General features: G+C 38.5%; 13 protein-coding genes. 5 read left to right on the forward strand and 8 right to left on the reverse strand.

Annotated elements, in window-relative coordinates:
- Positions 1-35: 35 nt before the first annotated feature.
- Together hutU and hutC are read right to left on the reverse strand one after the other, a co-directional pair.
- Positions 36-1,718, reverse strand: a complete 1,683-nt coding sequence (hutU, locus tag H4J69_RS04405) for a urocanate hydratase (RefSeq protein ID WP_182243152.1) — start codon at positions 1,716-1,718, stop codon at positions 36-38.
- Positions 1,719-1,782: 64 nt separating this feature from the next.
- Entirely contained in the window at positions 1,783-2,505 is a 723-nt protein-coding gene (hutC, locus tag H4J69_RS04410; RefSeq protein WP_182214766.1) for a histidine utilization repressor, read from the reverse strand.
- A gap of 236 nt (positions 2,506-2,741) precedes the next feature.
- Here hutC and hutI point away from each other — a divergent pair, with 236 nt between their 5' ends.
- Positions 2,742-3,974 carry an imidazolonepropionase gene (gene hutI, locus H4J69_RS04415; protein WP_182214764.1) on the forward strand — a complete coding sequence of 411 codons (1,233 nt, stop codon included), beginning with the start codon at positions 2,742-2,744 and terminating at the stop codon, positions 3,972-3,974.
- A gap of 240 nt (positions 3,975-4,214) precedes the next feature.
- Positions 4,215-6,314: an EAL domain-containing protein gene (locus H4J69_RS04420; protein ID WP_182244732.1), complete on the forward strand. Its 2,100-nt coding sequence runs from the start codon at positions 4,215-4,217 to the stop codon at positions 6,312-6,314.
- A gap of 51 nt (positions 6,315-6,365) precedes the next feature.
- Here the strand turns inward: H4J69_RS04420 and rraA are convergent, their stop codons facing one another.
- On the reverse strand, positions 6,366-6,851 hold the full coding sequence (gene rraA / locus H4J69_RS04425; RefSeq protein ID WP_070375007.1) for a ribonuclease E activity regulator RraA: 486 nt from the start codon (positions 6,849-6,851) through the stop codon (positions 6,366-6,368).
- A gap of 249 nt (positions 6,852-7,100) precedes the next feature.
- On the opposite strand from rraA, the gene H4J69_RS04430 reads away from it, so the two are divergent.
- Positions 7,101-9,101, forward strand: a complete 2,001-nt coding sequence (locus H4J69_RS04430; RefSeq protein ID WP_182222521.1) for a bifunctional diguanylate cyclase/phosphodiesterase — start codon at positions 7,101-7,103, stop codon at positions 9,099-9,101.
- Between the two features lie 107 nt (positions 9,102-9,208).
- A complete protein-coding gene (locus H4J69_RS04435) occupies positions 9,209-11,068 on the forward strand; it encodes a methyl-accepting chemotaxis protein (protein ID WP_182222522.1) in 1,860 nt (619 codons plus the stop codon).
- Positions 11,069-11,192: 124 nt separating this feature from the next.
- On the opposite strand, the gene H4J69_RS04440 is transcribed toward H4J69_RS04435, so the two are convergent.
- The 5 genes from H4J69_RS04440 to priA form a co-directional block, all read right to left on the reverse strand.
- Positions 11,193-11,558, reverse strand: a complete 366-nt coding sequence (locus H4J69_RS04440) for a gamma-butyrobetaine hydroxylase-like domain-containing protein (RefSeq protein WP_182222523.1) — start codon at positions 11,556-11,558, stop codon at positions 11,193-11,195.
- A gap of 59 nt (positions 11,559-11,617) precedes the next feature.
- Positions 11,618-12,946, reverse strand: a complete 1,329-nt coding sequence (hslU, locus tag H4J69_RS04445) for an HslU--HslV peptidase ATPase subunit (protein ID WP_070375003.1) — start codon at positions 12,944-12,946, stop codon at positions 11,618-11,620.
- A gap of 61 nt (positions 12,947-13,007) precedes the next feature.
- Positions 13,008-13,526, reverse strand: a complete 519-nt coding sequence (gene hslV / locus H4J69_RS04450; RefSeq protein ID WP_070375002.1) for an ATP-dependent protease subunit HslV — start codon at positions 13,524-13,526, stop codon at positions 13,008-13,010.
- Positions 13,527-13,659: 133 nt separating this feature from the next.
- Positions 13,660-14,214: an SPOR domain-containing protein gene (locus tag H4J69_RS04455; RefSeq protein WP_182229894.1), complete on the reverse strand. Its 555-nt coding sequence runs from the start codon at positions 14,212-14,214 to the stop codon at positions 13,660-13,662.
- A 103-nt stretch (positions 14,215-14,317) separates the two neighbouring features.
- Positions 14,318-16,534 carry a primosomal protein N' gene (gene priA / locus H4J69_RS04460; protein WP_182229895.1) on the reverse strand — a complete coding sequence of 739 codons (2,217 nt, stop codon included), beginning with the start codon at positions 16,532-16,534 and terminating at the stop codon, positions 14,318-14,320.
- A gap of 255 nt (positions 16,535-16,789) precedes the next feature.
- Between priA and rpmE the strand changes: the two genes are divergently transcribed.
- Complete coding sequence (gene rpmE / locus H4J69_RS04465; RefSeq protein ID WP_070374999.1) at positions 16,790-17,002, forward strand: 50S ribosomal protein L31; 213 nt, start codon at positions 16,790-16,792, stop codon at positions 17,000-17,002.
- Positions 17,003-17,058 lie beyond the last annotated feature (56 nt).

Below are 17,058 nucleotides of genomic sequence, written 5' to 3' on the forward strand. Positions count from 1 at the left end.
TGCATTAAGTCATTACGTCAGCCACGAAGAAAAAGTTACTTACCGTTAGCGCCTTCAATCATAGGTAAATCAAGGCCTTGCTCTATTGCACAATCAACGGCTATATCATAACCCGCATCGGCATGACGCATAACACCTGTCGCAGGGTCGTTCCATAAAACGCGGCCAATACGCTGTGCTGCTTCGTCAGTTCCGTCAGCAACAATAACCACACCTGAATGTTGGCTAAAGCCCATACCAACACCACCTCCATGATGTATGCTTACCCAAGTAGCACCACCAGACGTTGAAAGTAGGGCATTAAGTAATGGCCAATCAGAAACAGCATCTGACCCATCTAACATACTTTCAGTTTCTCGATTTGGTGAAGCAACTGAACCTGAATCTAAGTGATCTCGACCGATAACAACGGGGGCAGATAATTCGCCAGTTTTAACCATTTCGTTAAAGGCTAACGCTAAACGCGCACGGTCTTTTAAACCAACCCAACAAATACGTGCTGGTAGACCTTGAAAGTCGATACGCTCACGAGCCATATCCAACCAATTGTGTAAATGAGGATTATTGGGGATCAATTCTTTAACTTTTGCATCGGTTTTATAGATATCTTCTGGATCGCCAGACAATGCTACCCAGCGGAAAGGACCTATGCCCTCACAAAATAAGGGACGAACATATGCAGGTACAAAACCGGGGAAGTCAAAAGCATTTGTAACCCCTTCATCTAAAGCCATTTGACGAATGTTGTTGCCATAATCTGTTGTTGCAGAACCTGCCGCTTGTAAGTCGAGCATGGCTTGTACTTGTATCGCCATTGATTTTTTCGCCGCTTTTACTACAAAAGCTTCGTCTTTTAAGCGCATCTCTGCTGCGTATTCCATGGTCCAACCTTGTGGAAGGTAGCCATTTAATGGATCATGTGCTGATGTTTGATCTGTGGTTACATCGGGTGTGATACCACGCTTTACTAATTCAGGAAAAACGTCAGCGGCGTTACCTAATAAACCAACAGATATCGCTTCACCTCTAGCACATGCTTCGTTGATCATGACTAAAGCTTCATCTAACGTTTTTGCTTTTTTGTCTACATAACGAGTTTTGATACGAAAGTCGATTCGGGTTTCATCACATTCAACCACTAATGCTGAAAAACCAGCCATAGTTGCTGCGAGAGGTTGTGCACCGCCCATACCGCCTAACCCACCAGTAAGTACCCACTTACCTTTAGCGCTTCCGCCAAAGTGTTGCTTAGCCATTGCGACAAAGGTTTCATAAGTACCTTGAACAATACCTTGTGAACCAATGTAAATCCAAGAACCCGCAGTCATTTGGCCATACATCATCAAGCCTTTTTTATCGAGCTCGTTGAAGTGTTCCCAATTACCCCAATTTGGCACTAAGTTTGAGTTAGCAATTAAAACACGTGGCGCATTTGAGTGGGTTTTAAATACACCAACCGGCTTGCCTGATTGCACCATTAAGGTTTCGTCATCTTCTAAACGATTTAATACTTCAATAATTTTGTCATAGCAAGCCCAGTTGCGTGCGGCACGGCCGATCCCGCCGTAGACCACTAATGATTGTGGGTGTTCAGCAACTTCAGGGTCAAGGTTATTCATTAACATGCGTTTAGCTGCTTCAGTTAACCAACTTTTTGCGGTGATTTTATTACCACGATCGGCTCTGATCACTCGGCTTGTATCTAATCTTGGGTCTATTGAGGTATTTTCGATAGTCATGATATTTTCCTAACTATGGGTTGTAAAAAGGATGATTATTTCTTTAGAATTTTAAGTGACTGCCTAAACGATACTTATTACCCGGAGAGGTTAAGGTCGCTAAACTGACCACCCCTTTACTTGACCAAGTACGACGTTTCACTTGTAAGCAAGGCATTGATTCTTCTATATGAAGTAATTGGCAAATATAGGCTTCTGCTAATACAGCTTCTATTTCGTGTGTTGCTTCTGTTAATGGTGCTTCACTTGATAAATATTCGTGAGGCGTTATTTGCGTGAAGTCTTGCTGTAAATAATTTTTTACTAAGTCGCTATTAACAAAACGTTGTTCGAGTTGAATCGGTTGATCATTTTCAAAATGCAGTACTTCAGAATAAAAAACTGACACGCTATTAATTGAATTAGTTTTTAAGTTAAGTAAAATAGCGATTTCTTCGTTAACAGCAACCGCTTTCAAGGTCAGCTGTTTAGCGTGATGTCGATGACCTCGTTCTTGAATTTCATCAGCGATATTACGAATTTCTAATAACGAAGACTGTGACTTAAACGTTGCAACAAAAGTGCCTGAGCCTTGCGAACGAATCAATAGTCCTTGCTCGGTAAGTTCTTGTAAAGCACGTCTTGCTGTCATACGACTTACTGAAAATTGATCCGCGAGTTCATTTTCAGAAGGGACTTTTGCATGTTGTTGCCATTCGCCAGATTCAATTTTTTGGCAAATATGCTGCTTTATTACGGTAAATTTTGCTGTTTTTACTTTAGTCATGTTAATTCGCTAGGTTTATTGTTTATAAGACTGTTGTCGTCTTAACGCTATAACTTGTATATACAATCTCATTTATTAGTGCTGATGTCAATAGTTGTATATACAAGCTTGCTTGTCTATTCTCTATCGCGTAAAGTAGCGTTATTAGCAATCAAACACTACGCTTATAATGCCGCCATCTTTTGATATAAACGCTGGTTAAAAGTTTAGCGTTAAAATCACCTTTTGGATCTATTATGACGATTAATTCTTCTGCTTGGCACACTCTCTTCATTAATGTAAATCTAGCGACTATGACTGATGGCGCTAACAGCTATGGTGCGATTGAAAATGGTGCTTTAGCAATAAGTGGAAGTAAAATTGCTTGGTTAGGCGCTGAAACTTCTTTACCCCCATATGATGAAAAATCAGTACGGGTTATTGATGGAAAAGGCAAATGGTTAACGCCCGGACTCGTTGATTGTCATACTCATATCGTTTATGGCGGTAACCGAGCCAATGAATTTGAAATGCGCTTACTCGGGAAAAGTTATCAAGAAATTGCTAATGCCGGCGGAGGCATAGTCTCAACAGTATCTGCCACACGCAAAGCCAGTGAAAGTGAATTATTAGCCAGTGCCTTACCCAGGTTAACTGCATTACATCAACAAGGTGTGACCAGTATTGAAATTAAATCGGGTTATGGTCTTGATACAGAAAACGAAATTAAAATGCTTAAAGTAGCAGGGCAGTTAGCTGAAAAACTGCCTGTTACTATTAAGCGGACTTTCCTTGGCGCTCATGCTTTACCTGTTGAATACAAAGATAATCCCGATGAATATGTCGACTTAGTCTGTGATGAAATGATACCCATTATTGCCGAAGGTAAACTAGCCGATGCGGTTGATGTTTTTTGCGAAAGTATTGGTTTTAGTTTAGTACAAACAGAACGTGTCTTTGCTGCGGCTCAAAAGCATCATCTACCGATAAAAGTTCACGCTGAGCAATTATCAAATTTAGGCGCTACCGCATTAGCGGCAAAATATAATGCGCTTTCATCTGATCATATCGAATTTTTAGATGAAACCGGTATTAAAGCCATGAAAGATGCAGACATGACTGCAGTACTGTTACCCGGAGCCTTTTATTTTCTTCGTGAAACACAATTACCGCCAATGGAATTATTACGCAAGTATCAAGTGCCAATGGCGATTGCTACCGATGCAAACCCCGGTTCCTCACCCATTCATAATATTCAACTGATGCTTAATATGGCATGCACATTCTTTCGATTAACACCGGCAGAAGCACTAGCTGGTGTTACTTGTTATGGTGCTAAAGCACTCGGTTTAGCTAATAAAGGTCAGCTTGCGCTTGGCTTTGATGCAGATATTGCCTTGTGGAATATAGAGCAACCAGCGGAACTTTGTTATCAATTTGGCGTAAACCCACTGAGTGAATTATTTGTAGCGGGTAATAAAGCCATTTAATTTCATTAAATGGGCTTATATTCAGGCGATAATTTTTTCTGCGATAAGCCTAGTTAAAAACACCCTATACAAACTTCACTATATTGCTTAGTCTTAATATATATCCGTTCTACTTCAATACGCAGGTTCGTCTAATGGTGTTTAGTTATAAACCCCGTTTGGCATTGCAATAATTGATCTAATTTCCTAGTTAAACTCATCAATCGTATAGGTTTGTTGTCATTAGGTAAAAGGCTTTATATGAAACACTTTCGCTCGACGCGCTTATCACTCACTGGTTTTTTGATGCTAGTGTTAAGCTTGTTTTTATTTTCGAGTACGGCACAAGCCGCCTCTTTTTCTTTTGCTGAATTTAATATTGCCTTTGTTTTGGGGTTAATGTTTCCTGTTATATTAATTATCGCCTTAGTTAAGCCCTTAAAAAACATTCGTCTTCGTTACCCCTTACTGATTTCTCTGAGTGTTTTATTGATGCTTTATGCCTTGGCTTATCCAAAAAGCTATCAAAGTGAATTGATACTTTCATCAGCCATGATTTTTTCTTCGGTGTTATTTTTTTGGCTACGAAGCACTTATTCTCAACCGGCAGAAAAAGTAAATTATTTAATCAATTTTATTGTTGTCGCAACAGCGGTATCTTTTGTTTTTAGTTTATGGTTTTTACCCGATATTGATGGTTATTTAGCCTGGCTGGCGGCAAGTTTACTGGTGCTTGCATGTGCTGGCGTTACGGTGCTTTCATCAAAAAAAATTAAAGAGCCTAGTAGTGTGAGATTAACGGCACAGTGGTTTATACATCTTTGTTTCGTGGTTATTCTTTTCGCGTGGTTAAATGCTTTTATCAGTGTTGTTTGGTTAGTGTCGGCAATCGTTATTTCTTATCTAGCCGCTTTGGTCAATGGTTGTTGGTATTTAGTGCAAGCCATTCGCGTCGAACTTAATAATAGCGATGATATTCGTCAAAAAATATCAACAGCATATTTGTTAGACCCAGCAACAAATTTACCCTGTTATCAGCAAGCCTTGGAAAAACTAGACAATGTTATAAAGCAGAAGCCTAAAAGTCGCTTTGTGAGTATTGTTTTTAAGCCGGTAAACTTTCAAGCGGTTAACACCGTTTTAGGTCACCATAATTCTGATATTTTATTATTACAATTAGCGTATTGTTTACAGAAAAAAGTCGCTGAAAATATTTTATTAGTTAACTTTTCAGATGAACAATCACCGATAAAAATCGCTCGGCTACAAGGGTTACACTTTTTAGTGGTGCTAGACTTGAGTACTGACAACTATCCTGACCATACTAAAGTTGACCAGCTTTGCCGTGAGCTTATGGCTGCTGTGCCCAGTGCAATGAGTTTTAAAAGTTTTTCTCTCAATTTCGAATTGGCTTTTGGTGCTGCTTATATGGGTGAATACAGTCATAGTGTCAGTGAGGTTATTTCATTTGCTGAAGATGCCTTACTCGTTTCAGAACAAACTCAACAAGTTGTTAGTTACTTTGACCACAATAGTGCACTCTATACCGAACAACAATTACAGCGTATGGAACAATTAAAACAAGATATAGCCGATGAAAAATTACATTGGTATTTACAACCACAAATAGGTCTAGCAAATAAAAAAGTAGTAGGCTTTCACATGGAGGTGCATTGGTATTGCGGTGATCAAACACCTCGTGTACTCAACCAATTTGTCGATATTGCCGAGCATAGTGGCGATATCTATCTATTAACAAAGCAGATGATTGTTGAAGCATGTAAGGCCATTGCTCAATTACAAAAGGTAGGTTTTGAAAAGCCAGTAACCATTACCTTTGCTAGTAAAGAGTTACTTGAACCGGCATTAATTGACTACATTGTTTTGCAAGCTAAAGAATATAGTATTAATACAAATTCTTTAATTATCGAGTTTAAAGAAGCGCTAATTTTATCTGCTAGCCAAAGAGCAAAAGCGATCATTGATCAGCTGAAATCTTTAAATATAAAGATCGCGATAGGAGATTTTTCAGGCAGCTATGAATCATTACGATACTTACGAAAGCTGAGTATCCATCAAGTAAAAATTAATTGTGGCTTGTTGGGTAATAGTGATAATAATATTGAGAGTGGTAGCTCAGATAAGGCCATTATTAATGCGCTAATCAATTTAACCCGGGCAATGAAACTCCCCCTTATTGGCACCTCAATTAATAACAGTAATATTGAACAAGCATTTATATCAATGGGTGGTGAATATGCTCAGGGTAGATATTTAAGTCGTGGGGTTGTTTTTGATGAAATTGAAATTTGGACGCAACGTTGGCTCGAACAATATCCACATAGTGAGCCAGCTAAGTGAGCCAAATTTAAGTCAGTGGGCGTAACTTACTGAATGTAAAGTCTAGATGATTTATTCAATGTCTAACGGCTCTGGTGACAAAATAATACCAGTATTGTCAGCATAAATGTGGTCTTCAGGGAGAAATGTTACCCCAGCAAAGTTTATTGCTAAATCACTTTCGCCAATATCTTGGTCGCTAGCACCGACAGGAATAGAGACTAAGCCTTGAATACCTAAGTCGAGTTCTTCTATTGCATCTACGTCGCGGACACTTCCATAGCAAACAATTCCTTCCCAAGCATTGTTAGCGGCCTGTTCAGCAATGTTAAAATCAATCAGTGCCCTACGTGTTGAGCCACCACCATCAATAACAAGTACTTTTCCTCGTCCATCTGTCGCTACAATTTGTGCTATTAAACCATTATTTTCAAAGCACTTAATGGTAACAACTTGACCACCAAAAGAGCTGCGCCCGCCATAATTACAAAAGATAGGATCAACAACATCAATTAGGTCGGCATAAATATTACAAAGCTCTGAGGTGTTGTATTCCATGATTTTTCCTTAATGCTATGATTGAATGCTTATACCTATGCTACTAAATTTTTGCTCACGGCAACAGTAAACATAAAGTGTGAAAAAATTTAATCGATTGGCTGTTAGTATAGCTCGATGTACAAACGTTGTGTGAAATATATTCAATGGTAAATAACCGTATAATCAGCAAATAATAATAGCGACTGTCTTGTATTGCTAAGCAAAAGAATATTTAATGGTCGCCCGCAACTTAATAGAGAATATAACATGGTAGGTGAGAAAGACTTTTATCACGGTCTATTATTTTCTGTTGAAGCCGTAGTTTTTGGCTTACTTGCTACATTTTTTTTGCTGTATTATCGGGGGATAGGTCGGCAGTATGTTAGCTACTGGACGGTGAGCCTATTTTCTTTAAGTGCCCATCAACTTTGCCTTGCCATTGAAACCCAACTTACCGACCTCAGTGTTATCGCCTTAGAGAAAGTTCTTCTTACAGTAGGTATTCAAGTTAGTTTTTATTTTCATCTCTGCGCACTTTTACTCGGAATATATAGCGCAGTTTCAAAAAAAAGTATTTCTAAAAAAATCACCAATAGCAGCTTTATACTCAGTGCTTTGTTCGCACTAACGGCAACGTTACTCTATGGATTTGAGGTTAACGAGGTTTATAACCGCTTTTACCTGCGAGAGAGTTTACCTGCATTTGTGATGGGCTGCAGTTTATTGCTAACGGCCTTTTATCTATATAACTTGCCAAAAAAATATTTTTCTGCATATGTTTTTATTATTTATAGTCTTATTATGGGGGGCAGGTACGTTTTATTTTCTTTTCTTTCTATTGTACTTATCAATGAGTATTGGTTTAGGCCATTAGCAGAAGTACTGATTTATTTTGATTTGGGTGCCTTTACTTTATTAGCATTTACTATGCTTATTTGGATGCAAGGGGCAGAGCGAAGTATTGCGACCTCTGCGATGAATAAGGCTCAATATTTAGGTAAGCACGATTCATTAACCGGGGCGTTAAACCGACAACAAGTCATGGAAAAACTGCCTTTAATCATCGAAAAAACCGCCTGTAATCAACAAAATTTAGCGGTTTTTTTACTAGATATTAAAGGCTTTAAATTTGTCAATGATACATACGGGCTTAAGGTTGGGGATGCTATTTTGGGTGAAATAGCGCGTAGACTTGATGAAAGTATATTTTTACCCCAGGTGGTTGGACGATTAAGTGGTGATTCTTTTACTTTTATTATTGATGGTGTTGACGAAAAGCAACAAGCGGCTGCAATAGAACATTTACACGGCTTAATAAGTCGGGCGTACCACATCAAACAACATAAAGTATTATTACAATGCTCTGTTGGTTATTGTTTATATCCTGGGGATGGGCTATTAGCTGAAGATTTATTGCAGAAAGCTAATTTAGCCTTAGCGCAAGCTGAAAGTCAAAATGTGGCGACGGTCAAATATAAAACGGGAATGCAATCGCATGGTCGAAGATTACTTGCCATGGAAAAAGAAATTCGCGATGGTTTTGAAAACAATGAATTTGTACTCTATTTTCAACCACAGCTTAACTTATTAAATAATCGTATAGAAGGCTTCGAAGCGCTTGTTCGCTGGCAACACCCAGAACGTGGTTTATTACAACCCGCAAGTTTTTTACCTGATATTGAATCGCTTAACCTGCTTAGTGAGCTAGACAGTTATGTGCTTGAACGAGCATGCCAAACTATTGCACGTTTGCAAAAAGAATATCATCGACGAGTGACCATAGCGGTTAATATTACCGCCGTTGAATTTCAAGATCCAAAATTGATTGAAAATATCCAAGCCTTACTTTTTAAATATCAAATTACACCAAGATGTTTAGATTTAGAAATTACCGAAAATGTTGTGATGACTGAAATCGCAACAGCAATGAATACCATTGTTATTTTGCAAAATATGGGCATAAAAGTTTCAATTGATGATTTTGGTACAGGGTATTCCTCATTGGCATACCTGCGTAAACTGCCGATCGACAAAATTAAAATTGATCGAAGTTTTATTGAAGAAGTCGCAAGTAATGATTCAGATTTAACGATTGTTAAATCTATGGTTGAGCTTTCTCATGGTTTAGGTAAGCGTGTTTTAGCCGAGGGAGTTGAAACCGAAGAACAACTAAGGGTATTACGCAACATTGGCTGTGATGCTGTTCAAGGATATTACATCAGTAAACCTATACCCGAAGAAGCATTGAAAAAATACTTTGCCCGATAATTATCATCTTATTATTTCATATAAAAAAACATATAAATTTGTTTCAAATTTTAATTTTCTACCTATACTAAAAATATCAATCTATTAATATTTTTAGGATCTCCTTTATGCTAATCAAGCACAAGCTTATTGCTAACACCGGTATTTTGGTTTTATCAATGGTCTTTATGTTGGGCTTACTTAATTTTACTATGTCGTCTTTGGAAACTGATATAAAAATTGCTCGAGAAATTGGCAATATCGAAACCGAAATTTTACAGTTGCGTCGTAATGAAAAGGATTTTTTAGCTAGAAAAGATATCAAGTATTTTGAGGCGTTTAGTGAAAATTATGCTGAGCTTATAAGAAATATTGGTTCACTTGAGCAAGCTTACGAAACGATAGGCAAAGACCTTCCTGAATTAAATAAGCTTCGCGCTGTGCTAAATGATTATCAACAGTTCTTTAAAGACTTAGTTGATGCACAAAAAGATCTTGGTTTATCTTCAACCGACGGTCTATACGGCTCATTAAGATCTGCTGTTCATGTAGTTGAAGAGTCGATTGGTAATAGTGACTATAAATTGCTGAGCAATATGCTACAACTTAGACGCAATGAGAAAGACTTTATGTTACGTCTTGATGCGAAATACGTCGACCGTTGGAATAATAATGCCAGTTCTTTTGTTCAAGACATAAACGTAAGCGATTTATCCAGTGATGCTAAATCACAAGCCATTGATAATATCTCTCTCTATGAACAAGCATTTACAGACTTTGTTGCCGGACAAAAACGGCTTGGTTTCACCGCTAAAGAAGGTTTAAAAGGTGATATGCGCAACGCTGTTCATCAAGTGGATGAAATTTTAGATAAACTTGTTTTACTGAGTAAAAATGAGGTTGTTGAGCACACCAAATTTGTTGACTTGGTTGCCTACAGTGTCTTTTTTAGCATATTACTTATTGCCATCAGTTTTGCCTTTTTTGTCAGTAGAAGTATTTTATTAAGCATAAATCAGCTAAACGAGACCATGAAAAAAGTGGCTGATACTCAGGATTTATCGTTGACCGTATCTACTCACAGTGATGATGAACTCGGCGAAATGGCCACTATTTTTAATAATATGCTGGGTAAGTTTAGAAACTTAATTACGGCCGTTAACCTTTCTGTTGATACTGTGCACGAAGCAACAGATAGTTTATCAAAAAATATTCACCTTGCTAATGCCGGAGTCGACTCACAAATTCAACAAACGGATATGGTCGCTACCGCGGTGACTCAAATGGTTGCGACCGTTGATGAAATTGCTAATAATACCAATGCCGCTGCGAGTAAAGCTGAAGCAACCAATAATAATGCTATTAGTGGTAAAGAAGGGGTTGAGCAAACTATTGCGAAAATTGATGAGCTTTCTGAAAAGTTAAGGGAGTCAGAAAATATAGTGCACGAACTTGCTAAAGATAGCGATACTATTGGTTCAGTATTAGATGTTATTCGAGGCATAGCAGAGCAAACAAACTTACTGGCGTTAAATGCGGCTATCGAAGCAGCCAGGGCGGGAGAACAAGGGCGTGGCTTTGCTGTGGTTGCTGATGAAGTTAGAACATTAGCCAGTCGGACTCAAGATTCGACACAAGAAATTGAAACGATTATTAGTTCATTGCAAGGACGAACCAAAGAAATTGTTTCTCATATGGCTATTTGTCGAACACAAGGCCAAGACAGCGCTGACCAAGCAAGCTCAGCGGGTAAAATGCTAGAAGAAATAACCTATGATGTTTCAACCATCATGGAAATGAATACAGCTATAGCATCAGCCATTCAAGAGCAAAGTACGGTCGCTTCTGAAGTTAATCAACATGTGGTTGAGATAAGAGACGTCGCCGAACAAGCCGGGCTAATATCTCATCAAAATGCACAAATGAGTGAAGAGTTATCTCAGCAAGCGGCAGTGTTGAATAATGAAGTGAGTCAGTTTAAAGTTTAGAAATATACTTTTCTCTTGAAGATACCGAACAGGTGTTTTCAAGAGAAAACGTTATCTCTGTCTAGTTATTACTAGGCAAAGTTCGCTAAATAAAAGCCATCTTGAATGTTCGTGTTAACTTATTTTATTTCACTTCAACAAAACTAATCGACGCTTCTCTATTTTGGCTTGTGGTTAAACTTGAACAATAGCTTTGCCAATTAATGTCGTAATTATCAAAGAGATTTTTGAATGTTTGGTCAGTGAAAATAGCGCCGTGCTTGTCATCAAATACTAAGCGGTGGCCATGCTTACCTAGCGGTTCAATATCAGTTAATAGCACGTCTTTTTTATGAAACACTTCTGGTATTTTAACGCCATTTTTAGCTTTCGTTTCTACGGGAGAAAATACTCTTAGGTATTCAAAGGAGAAACTAAGTTGAAGGTTACTATCAAAATTAAGGGTTAATTTTTTTTGCTTGCTATCAAGCGTAAACTGAATGATTTTCATTAATTCCTGCGCTTATATTGGCTAAAAGAGTAGGAAGTTAACTTCCTACTCTTTTCTTTCTATAGAATAAAACGGCTTAAATCTTCATTTTTAACTAATTCAGAAATAGTGTCATCTACGTATTTTTGATCAATTATAATGACTTCCCCAGCACGCTTATCAGCATTAAATGATAGGTCTTCGATTAAACGTTCCATCATAGTATGTAAGCGTCTTGCGCCAATGTTTTCTGTACTTTCATTAACTTGCCATGCGGCATTAGCGATTGCCTGAATACCATCTTCACTAAAAGAAACATGTACACCTTCTGTTGCCAACAAAGCAATATACTGTTCAGTTAATGATGCGTTTGGTTCAGTCAAAATTCTAACAAAATCATGGGTAGTTAGCGCTTGTAACTCGACACGAATTGGTAATCGACCTTGCAATTCAGGGATCAAATCAGATGGTTTTGCCATCTGGAATGCGCCTGAAGCAATAAATAAAATATGGTCTGTTTTAATCATGCCATGCTTAGTGCTTACTGTTGAGCCCTCAATCAGAGGGAGTAAGTCTCTTTGTACCCCTTCGCGAGAAACATCAGGACCTGAGCTATCACCACGCTTACAAATCTTGTCAATTTCATCGATAAAAACGATGCCATTTTGCTCTACTGCATAAATAGCCTTTTCTTTGATATCGTCATTGTTAACAATTTTGGCGGCTTCTTCTTCTTGCAACGCTTTAAAAGCATCTTTAATTTTTAATTTACGCTTGCTGGTTTTTTCATTAGACATGCCCTGAAACATATTTTGCAGCTGCGAAGTCATCTCTTCCATACCAGGAGGAGCCATTATTTCAACCCCCATTTGTGGGGCAGCTAAATCTAATTCTATTTCTTTATCATCAAGTTGACCTTCACGAAACTTTTTGCGAAAAGCTTGACGAGTACTGCTATTATCCGTAGCTCCATCAGCGCCAAAACCGTCTCGTGGTGGTGGCAATAAGATATCTAAAATTCGTTCTTCAGCGGCTTCTTCGGCGATATGTTTTACCCGAGCCATTTCTTGCTCTTTGGTCATTTTTATTGCCATATCAGCCAAGTCACGAATGATCGTTTCGACTTCTTTACCAACATAACCGACTTCGGTAAATTTAGTTGCTTCAACTTTAATAAAAGGAGCGTTGGCAAGTTTGGCTAGACGCCTTGCTATTTCTGTTTTACCAACCCCCGTTGGACCAATCATTAGAATGTTTTTAGGGGTAACTTCGGTGCGTAACTCTTCGTTTAACTGCATTCTGCGCCAGCGATTTCTTAAGGCGATGGCTACAGCACGTTTGGCATCACTTTGACCAATAATGTGGCTGTCTAATTCACTGACTATTTCACGTGGTGTCATATTCGACATGATAATTCCTTAAGCATTTTACTTATTTGATACACTTACTAAGCGAGACGAAAGTTGAGCTTTATAACTCGTCAATCGTATGTTGATGATTGGTGAATACACAAATGTCGCCAGCGATTTTTAACGACTTTTCAACAATTTCAATCGCAGAAAGCTCGGTATTCTCTAACAGTGCAGTTGCTGCCGACTGTGCAAAGTTACCACCACTACCGATAGCAATTAAGTCATTCTCTGGTTGTATAACATCGCCATTGCCGGTGATGATTAATGAAGCTGTTTCGTCTGCAACAGCAAGTAAAGCCTCTAATTTTCTTAAGGCGCGGTCACTTCGCCAATCTTTAGCAAGCTCAACAGCGGCTTTAGTTAAATGGCCTTGGTGTTGTTCAAGTTTACTTTCAAAGCGCTCAAATAAAGTAAAAGCATCAGCAGTGCCGCCAGCAAAACCAGCAAGGACCTTGCCGTTATATAAACGACGAACTTTGCGAGCATTACCTTTCATTACGGTATTTCCAAGCGATACTTGGCCATCACCACCAATTGCTACTTTGCCATTACGTCTTACGGATACGATAGTTGTCACAATTAACCTCAAATATTTATTTATATCTATGAAGAATAGATAAGGCTAATTATGACTTTTTCAAGGAGGGAGCTAGATAAATGTGTCTATTATGTCAATCGGACTAACTTATTGTTCACTAATCCGTTGGATTTTATTTCCAAAGCCAAATTTGGCAGCCATTAACATTATTACTTTTTAGCTTATGTTTGTCTTTTTCTGCTTCACGTTTACGCTCATAAGGACCTAAAAACACTTTGTAATAAATTCCGTTTTTACCTTTAGATTCACTTATTTGAGCCGTTAAGCCAGTAAAGGCAATATTGGCTTTTAATACTTCGGCTTGTCTCATCGTTCTAAACGACGCGCACTGCATCTTATACGGTCCTTTATCCTTAACTTCATATTTACCCACTTCAACTTCTTTACTCTTTAGGTTGTCAACATATGCCCATATCTCTTTTGGTGGAGCGGGTAATGCTTTTTCTTTTACAGCTTGTGGGGCTTCTTTTACTATTTTCACGGGAGAGATTTGCGGTTTATTGTCTTTTATTGACCATAATCCATAAATAAAACCACCGATCAATAACATGACTAAAAAGAGTAAAAGCTTAAATTTTAAGGTGAAGGTTGGTTTAGGCGCTACCTTGCCTTTATAGGGACTTTTCTTTTTGTTTTGTGCGCGGGAAACGTAATCTTGATGAGCCATGAAATAATAATATACCGGTAAACGTCGGGTAATTCTAACCAACTGGTAAGGAAATGACACTAGTTTAAAAAGAAAATTGTAACAGAAGGCTTATTACTTAAAGTTACCAACTTAAATCAAGTGGATCAACATCTACTGTCCAGCGTACTTTTTTCTGCCATTCATTCTGAGAAATAGCGTTAATCAGCTGATAAATAGCAAGATGAAGTTGCTTGCGTGATTTAGCTTGTACAATTAAATGATAGCGATATTTACCTGCTTTTTTTTCCATCGCAGCTGGCACCGGACCGGCAAATTGGCAGCCATCAAAAGTAAATTCGGTTAATGCACTGAGAAATTTTTCAGGATAAGAAGGATAGTTAGCTTCTGCCCGAAAAAGTGCTTGATAACTAAACGGTGGTAATAAGGCCTGTTTGCGCTCAGTTAACGCATATTTAGCAAAGTGTGGGTAACCGTTGTTGACTAAATCTTGCAGTAATGGATGTTCAGGGAAGTTGGTTTGTACTAATACTTTTCCGGGCTTACTTTCTCGACCTGCACGGCCAGCAACTTGCACTAATAATTGTGCCATGTGCTCGGCGGCACGAAAGTCAAAACTAAAGAGTGCACCATCAACGTCTAACACTGCAACCAGTGTTACATCAGGGAAGTGATGCCCCTTCGCCAACATTTGTGTACCAATCAGTAACTGATGTTTTTTATCACTGACTTCTTGTAATAATTTTGCCAATTCGCCTTTTTTACGAGTACTGTCGCGATCGATTCTTACGGTACTATAGTCAGCAAAAAGTTCGCCGATGCGCTCTTCTAATTGTTCTGTACCTTGTCCCATAGGTTTAATACGAACACTTCCGCAACTAGGACACTGGTATGGGATACGCTTTTGACTACTACAGTGGTGACAAATTAATAATTTTTTTCCTTGGTGCAAAGTATAAGGTTTATTACAACGCTGACAATCGGCTACCCAGTGACACTCTTGACAATTAATCGCTGGCGCATAACCACGGCGATTTAAAAATATTAAGGCTTGTTCACCGCGTTTAAGTGTTGTTTCAATCGCCTTTTTTAACGTACCTGATAAGCCATGTTCCATTTGCTGTTGGGCAACATTAATAAGACTGATTTTGGCTTGAGTACTTTGACCGGGTCTTTTAGTTAATTGATGATATTGATATTTACCCGACAATGCATTTTGTAGCGTTTCTAAACTAGGCGTGGCACTACCGAGTACAATAGGAATATTTAACTGACCCGCGCGTAAAATAGCAATGTCGCGCGCGTGATAACGAAAACTGTCTTGTTGTTTAAAAGAGCCATCGTGCTCTTCATCAACAATAATTAAACCTAAATGATGTAGCGGCGCAAAAACAGCTGAACGCGTGCCAATAATTATTGCGGCGGTGCCCCGTTGTGCAGCCAGCCAAGTTTGTAAACGTTCTTTGTCGTTTAATCCTGAGTGGTGCAAACAAATAGGTAAATTAAAGCGTTGTTCAAACCGACTGAGCATTTGTGGTGTTAGACCAATTTCAGGCACTAATACCAGTACTTGTTTATTGGCGGCGAGAGTTTTTTCCATCGCTTGTAAATAAACTTCGGTTTTACCACTACCGGTGACACCGTCTACTAAATGACAAGAAAACTGCTCAAAGGACGCTTTCACCGCTGAGACAATAACCGCTTGTTCAACGGTTAAGGTTAGCTTTTCACTCTCAGCTAAAGCGTCTTGGTGATAGACAAAGGTTTCAGCTTTTTGTTGCCTTTCTTCAATTAACTTTTTCTTTTCAAGCGTATTTAATTGTGCTTTTGTATAGCCTAATGTTCTAATTTCTGCCCAAGTTAGCCCTGGGTGGGTTTTAATGACATTATACAGTTCGGCTTGTTTTGGGGCTCGCTTAACTATTTTTTCTAATACCAGCTTTTCTTCACTGTCTTGCTCAAGCAAGAAACAATGCCAAGTGGTCGCTAAATCAATAGTAGGTTGCTCAATTTGACGAAGCAACACGGGAAGAGCCAGTTGTAGTACGTCTCCAATCGGGTGATGATAATAATCAGCACAGCGCAGTAAAAACTTTAACAGCGCGGGAGGAAAACGAAAGTTGTCATTGACTAAGCCAATAATCGGCTTAAGTTTTTTGTCGTCAATATCGCAGACTTCACTGGTACTTATAATAATACCAATAACTTCTCTATGACTAAAAGGTACGATCACTCGTGCGCCTATTTGAATCTCGTCACTACTGATGCTTTTTGGCACGATATAAGTAAATAACTGACGCATAGGTACAGGAATAGCGACTTGAATATAACTAACCTGCATAACGAGTACTTTTTTGACGATAATTAAGCTTATTCTGCCGACTTGTTGTTAATATGCCAAGTACGATTTTATAGAAAGTTTAACTTTAATCACCTTAACGGATTAATTGTTCATTTTTTAGCAATTAGTGTCATTAGGCTATTGCTAAGCATGTGTCGATGATTTAAAATTCGCCTCCATTATTTTTAACTCGTATGGTGCTTAGCAGCAATAATGACTGACTAAGTGGCGATACGGCCTTATACAGAGGTTTCTATGAAAGACGGTATTCATCCTAATTATGTTGAGTTCAAGGCAACTTGTTCTTGCGGTAACATCATCGTAACTCGTTCTACAGCGAAAAAAGATATTCACTTAGACGTATGTTCAGCTTGTCACCCATTTTACACGGGCAAACAAAAAGCTGCTGAGACCGGTGGTCGTGTTGATAAATTCAACAAACGTTTTGGTGCACTTAGTAGCAAGTAATTTTGCGCTAAAATCAAAATGTAAAAAAAAGCGTCGTAAGACGCTTTTTTTATGCC

The sequence above is a fragment of the Colwellia sp. BRX10-9 genome, from assembly GCF_014077405.1.
Taxonomy (GTDB): Bacteria; Pseudomonadota; Gammaproteobacteria; order Enterobacterales; family Alteromonadaceae; genus Colwellia_A.

Bases quoted from the DNA above. Each gene is read 5' to 3' on its own strand.
- H4J69_RS04455 (WP_182229894.1), bottom strand. From the start codon at position 14,214: ATGGCTCATCAAGATTACGTTTCCCGCGCACAAAACAAAAAGAAAAGT.
- hutC (WP_182214766.1), bottom strand. From the start codon at position 2,505: ATGACTAAAGTAAAAACAGCAAAATTTACCGTAATAAAGCAGCATATT.
- H4J69_RS04440 (WP_182222523.1), bottom strand. From the start codon at position 11,558: ATGAAAATCATTCAGTTTACGCTTGATAGCAAGCAAAAAAAATTAACC.
- H4J69_RS04420 (WP_182244732.1), top strand. From the start codon at position 4,215: ATGAAACACTTTCGCTCGACGCGCTTATCACTCACTGGTTTTTTGATG.
- priA (WP_182229895.1), bottom strand. From the start codon at position 16,534: ATGCAGGTTAGTTATATTCAAGTCGCTATTCCTGTACCTATGCGTCAG.
- hutI (WP_182214764.1), top strand. From the start codon at position 2,742: ATGACGATTAATTCTTCTGCTTGGCACACTCTCTTCATTAATGTAAAT.
- hslU (WP_070375003.1), bottom strand. From the start codon at position 12,946: ATGTCGAATATGACACCACGTGAAATAGTCAGTGAATTAGACAGCCAC.
- H4J69_RS04435 (WP_182222522.1), top strand. From the start codon at position 9,209: ATGCTAATCAAGCACAAGCTTATTGCTAACACCGGTATTTTGGTTTTA.
- H4J69_RS04430 (WP_182222521.1), top strand. From the start codon at position 7,101: ATGGTAGGTGAGAAAGACTTTTATCACGGTCTATTATTTTCTGTTGAA.
- rpmE (WP_070374999.1), top strand. From the start codon at position 16,790: ATGAAAGACGGTATTCATCCTAATTATGTTGAGTTCAAGGCAACTTGT.
- rraA (WP_070375007.1), bottom strand. From the start codon at position 6,851: ATGGAATACAACACCTCAGAGCTTTGTAATATTTATGCCGACCTAATT.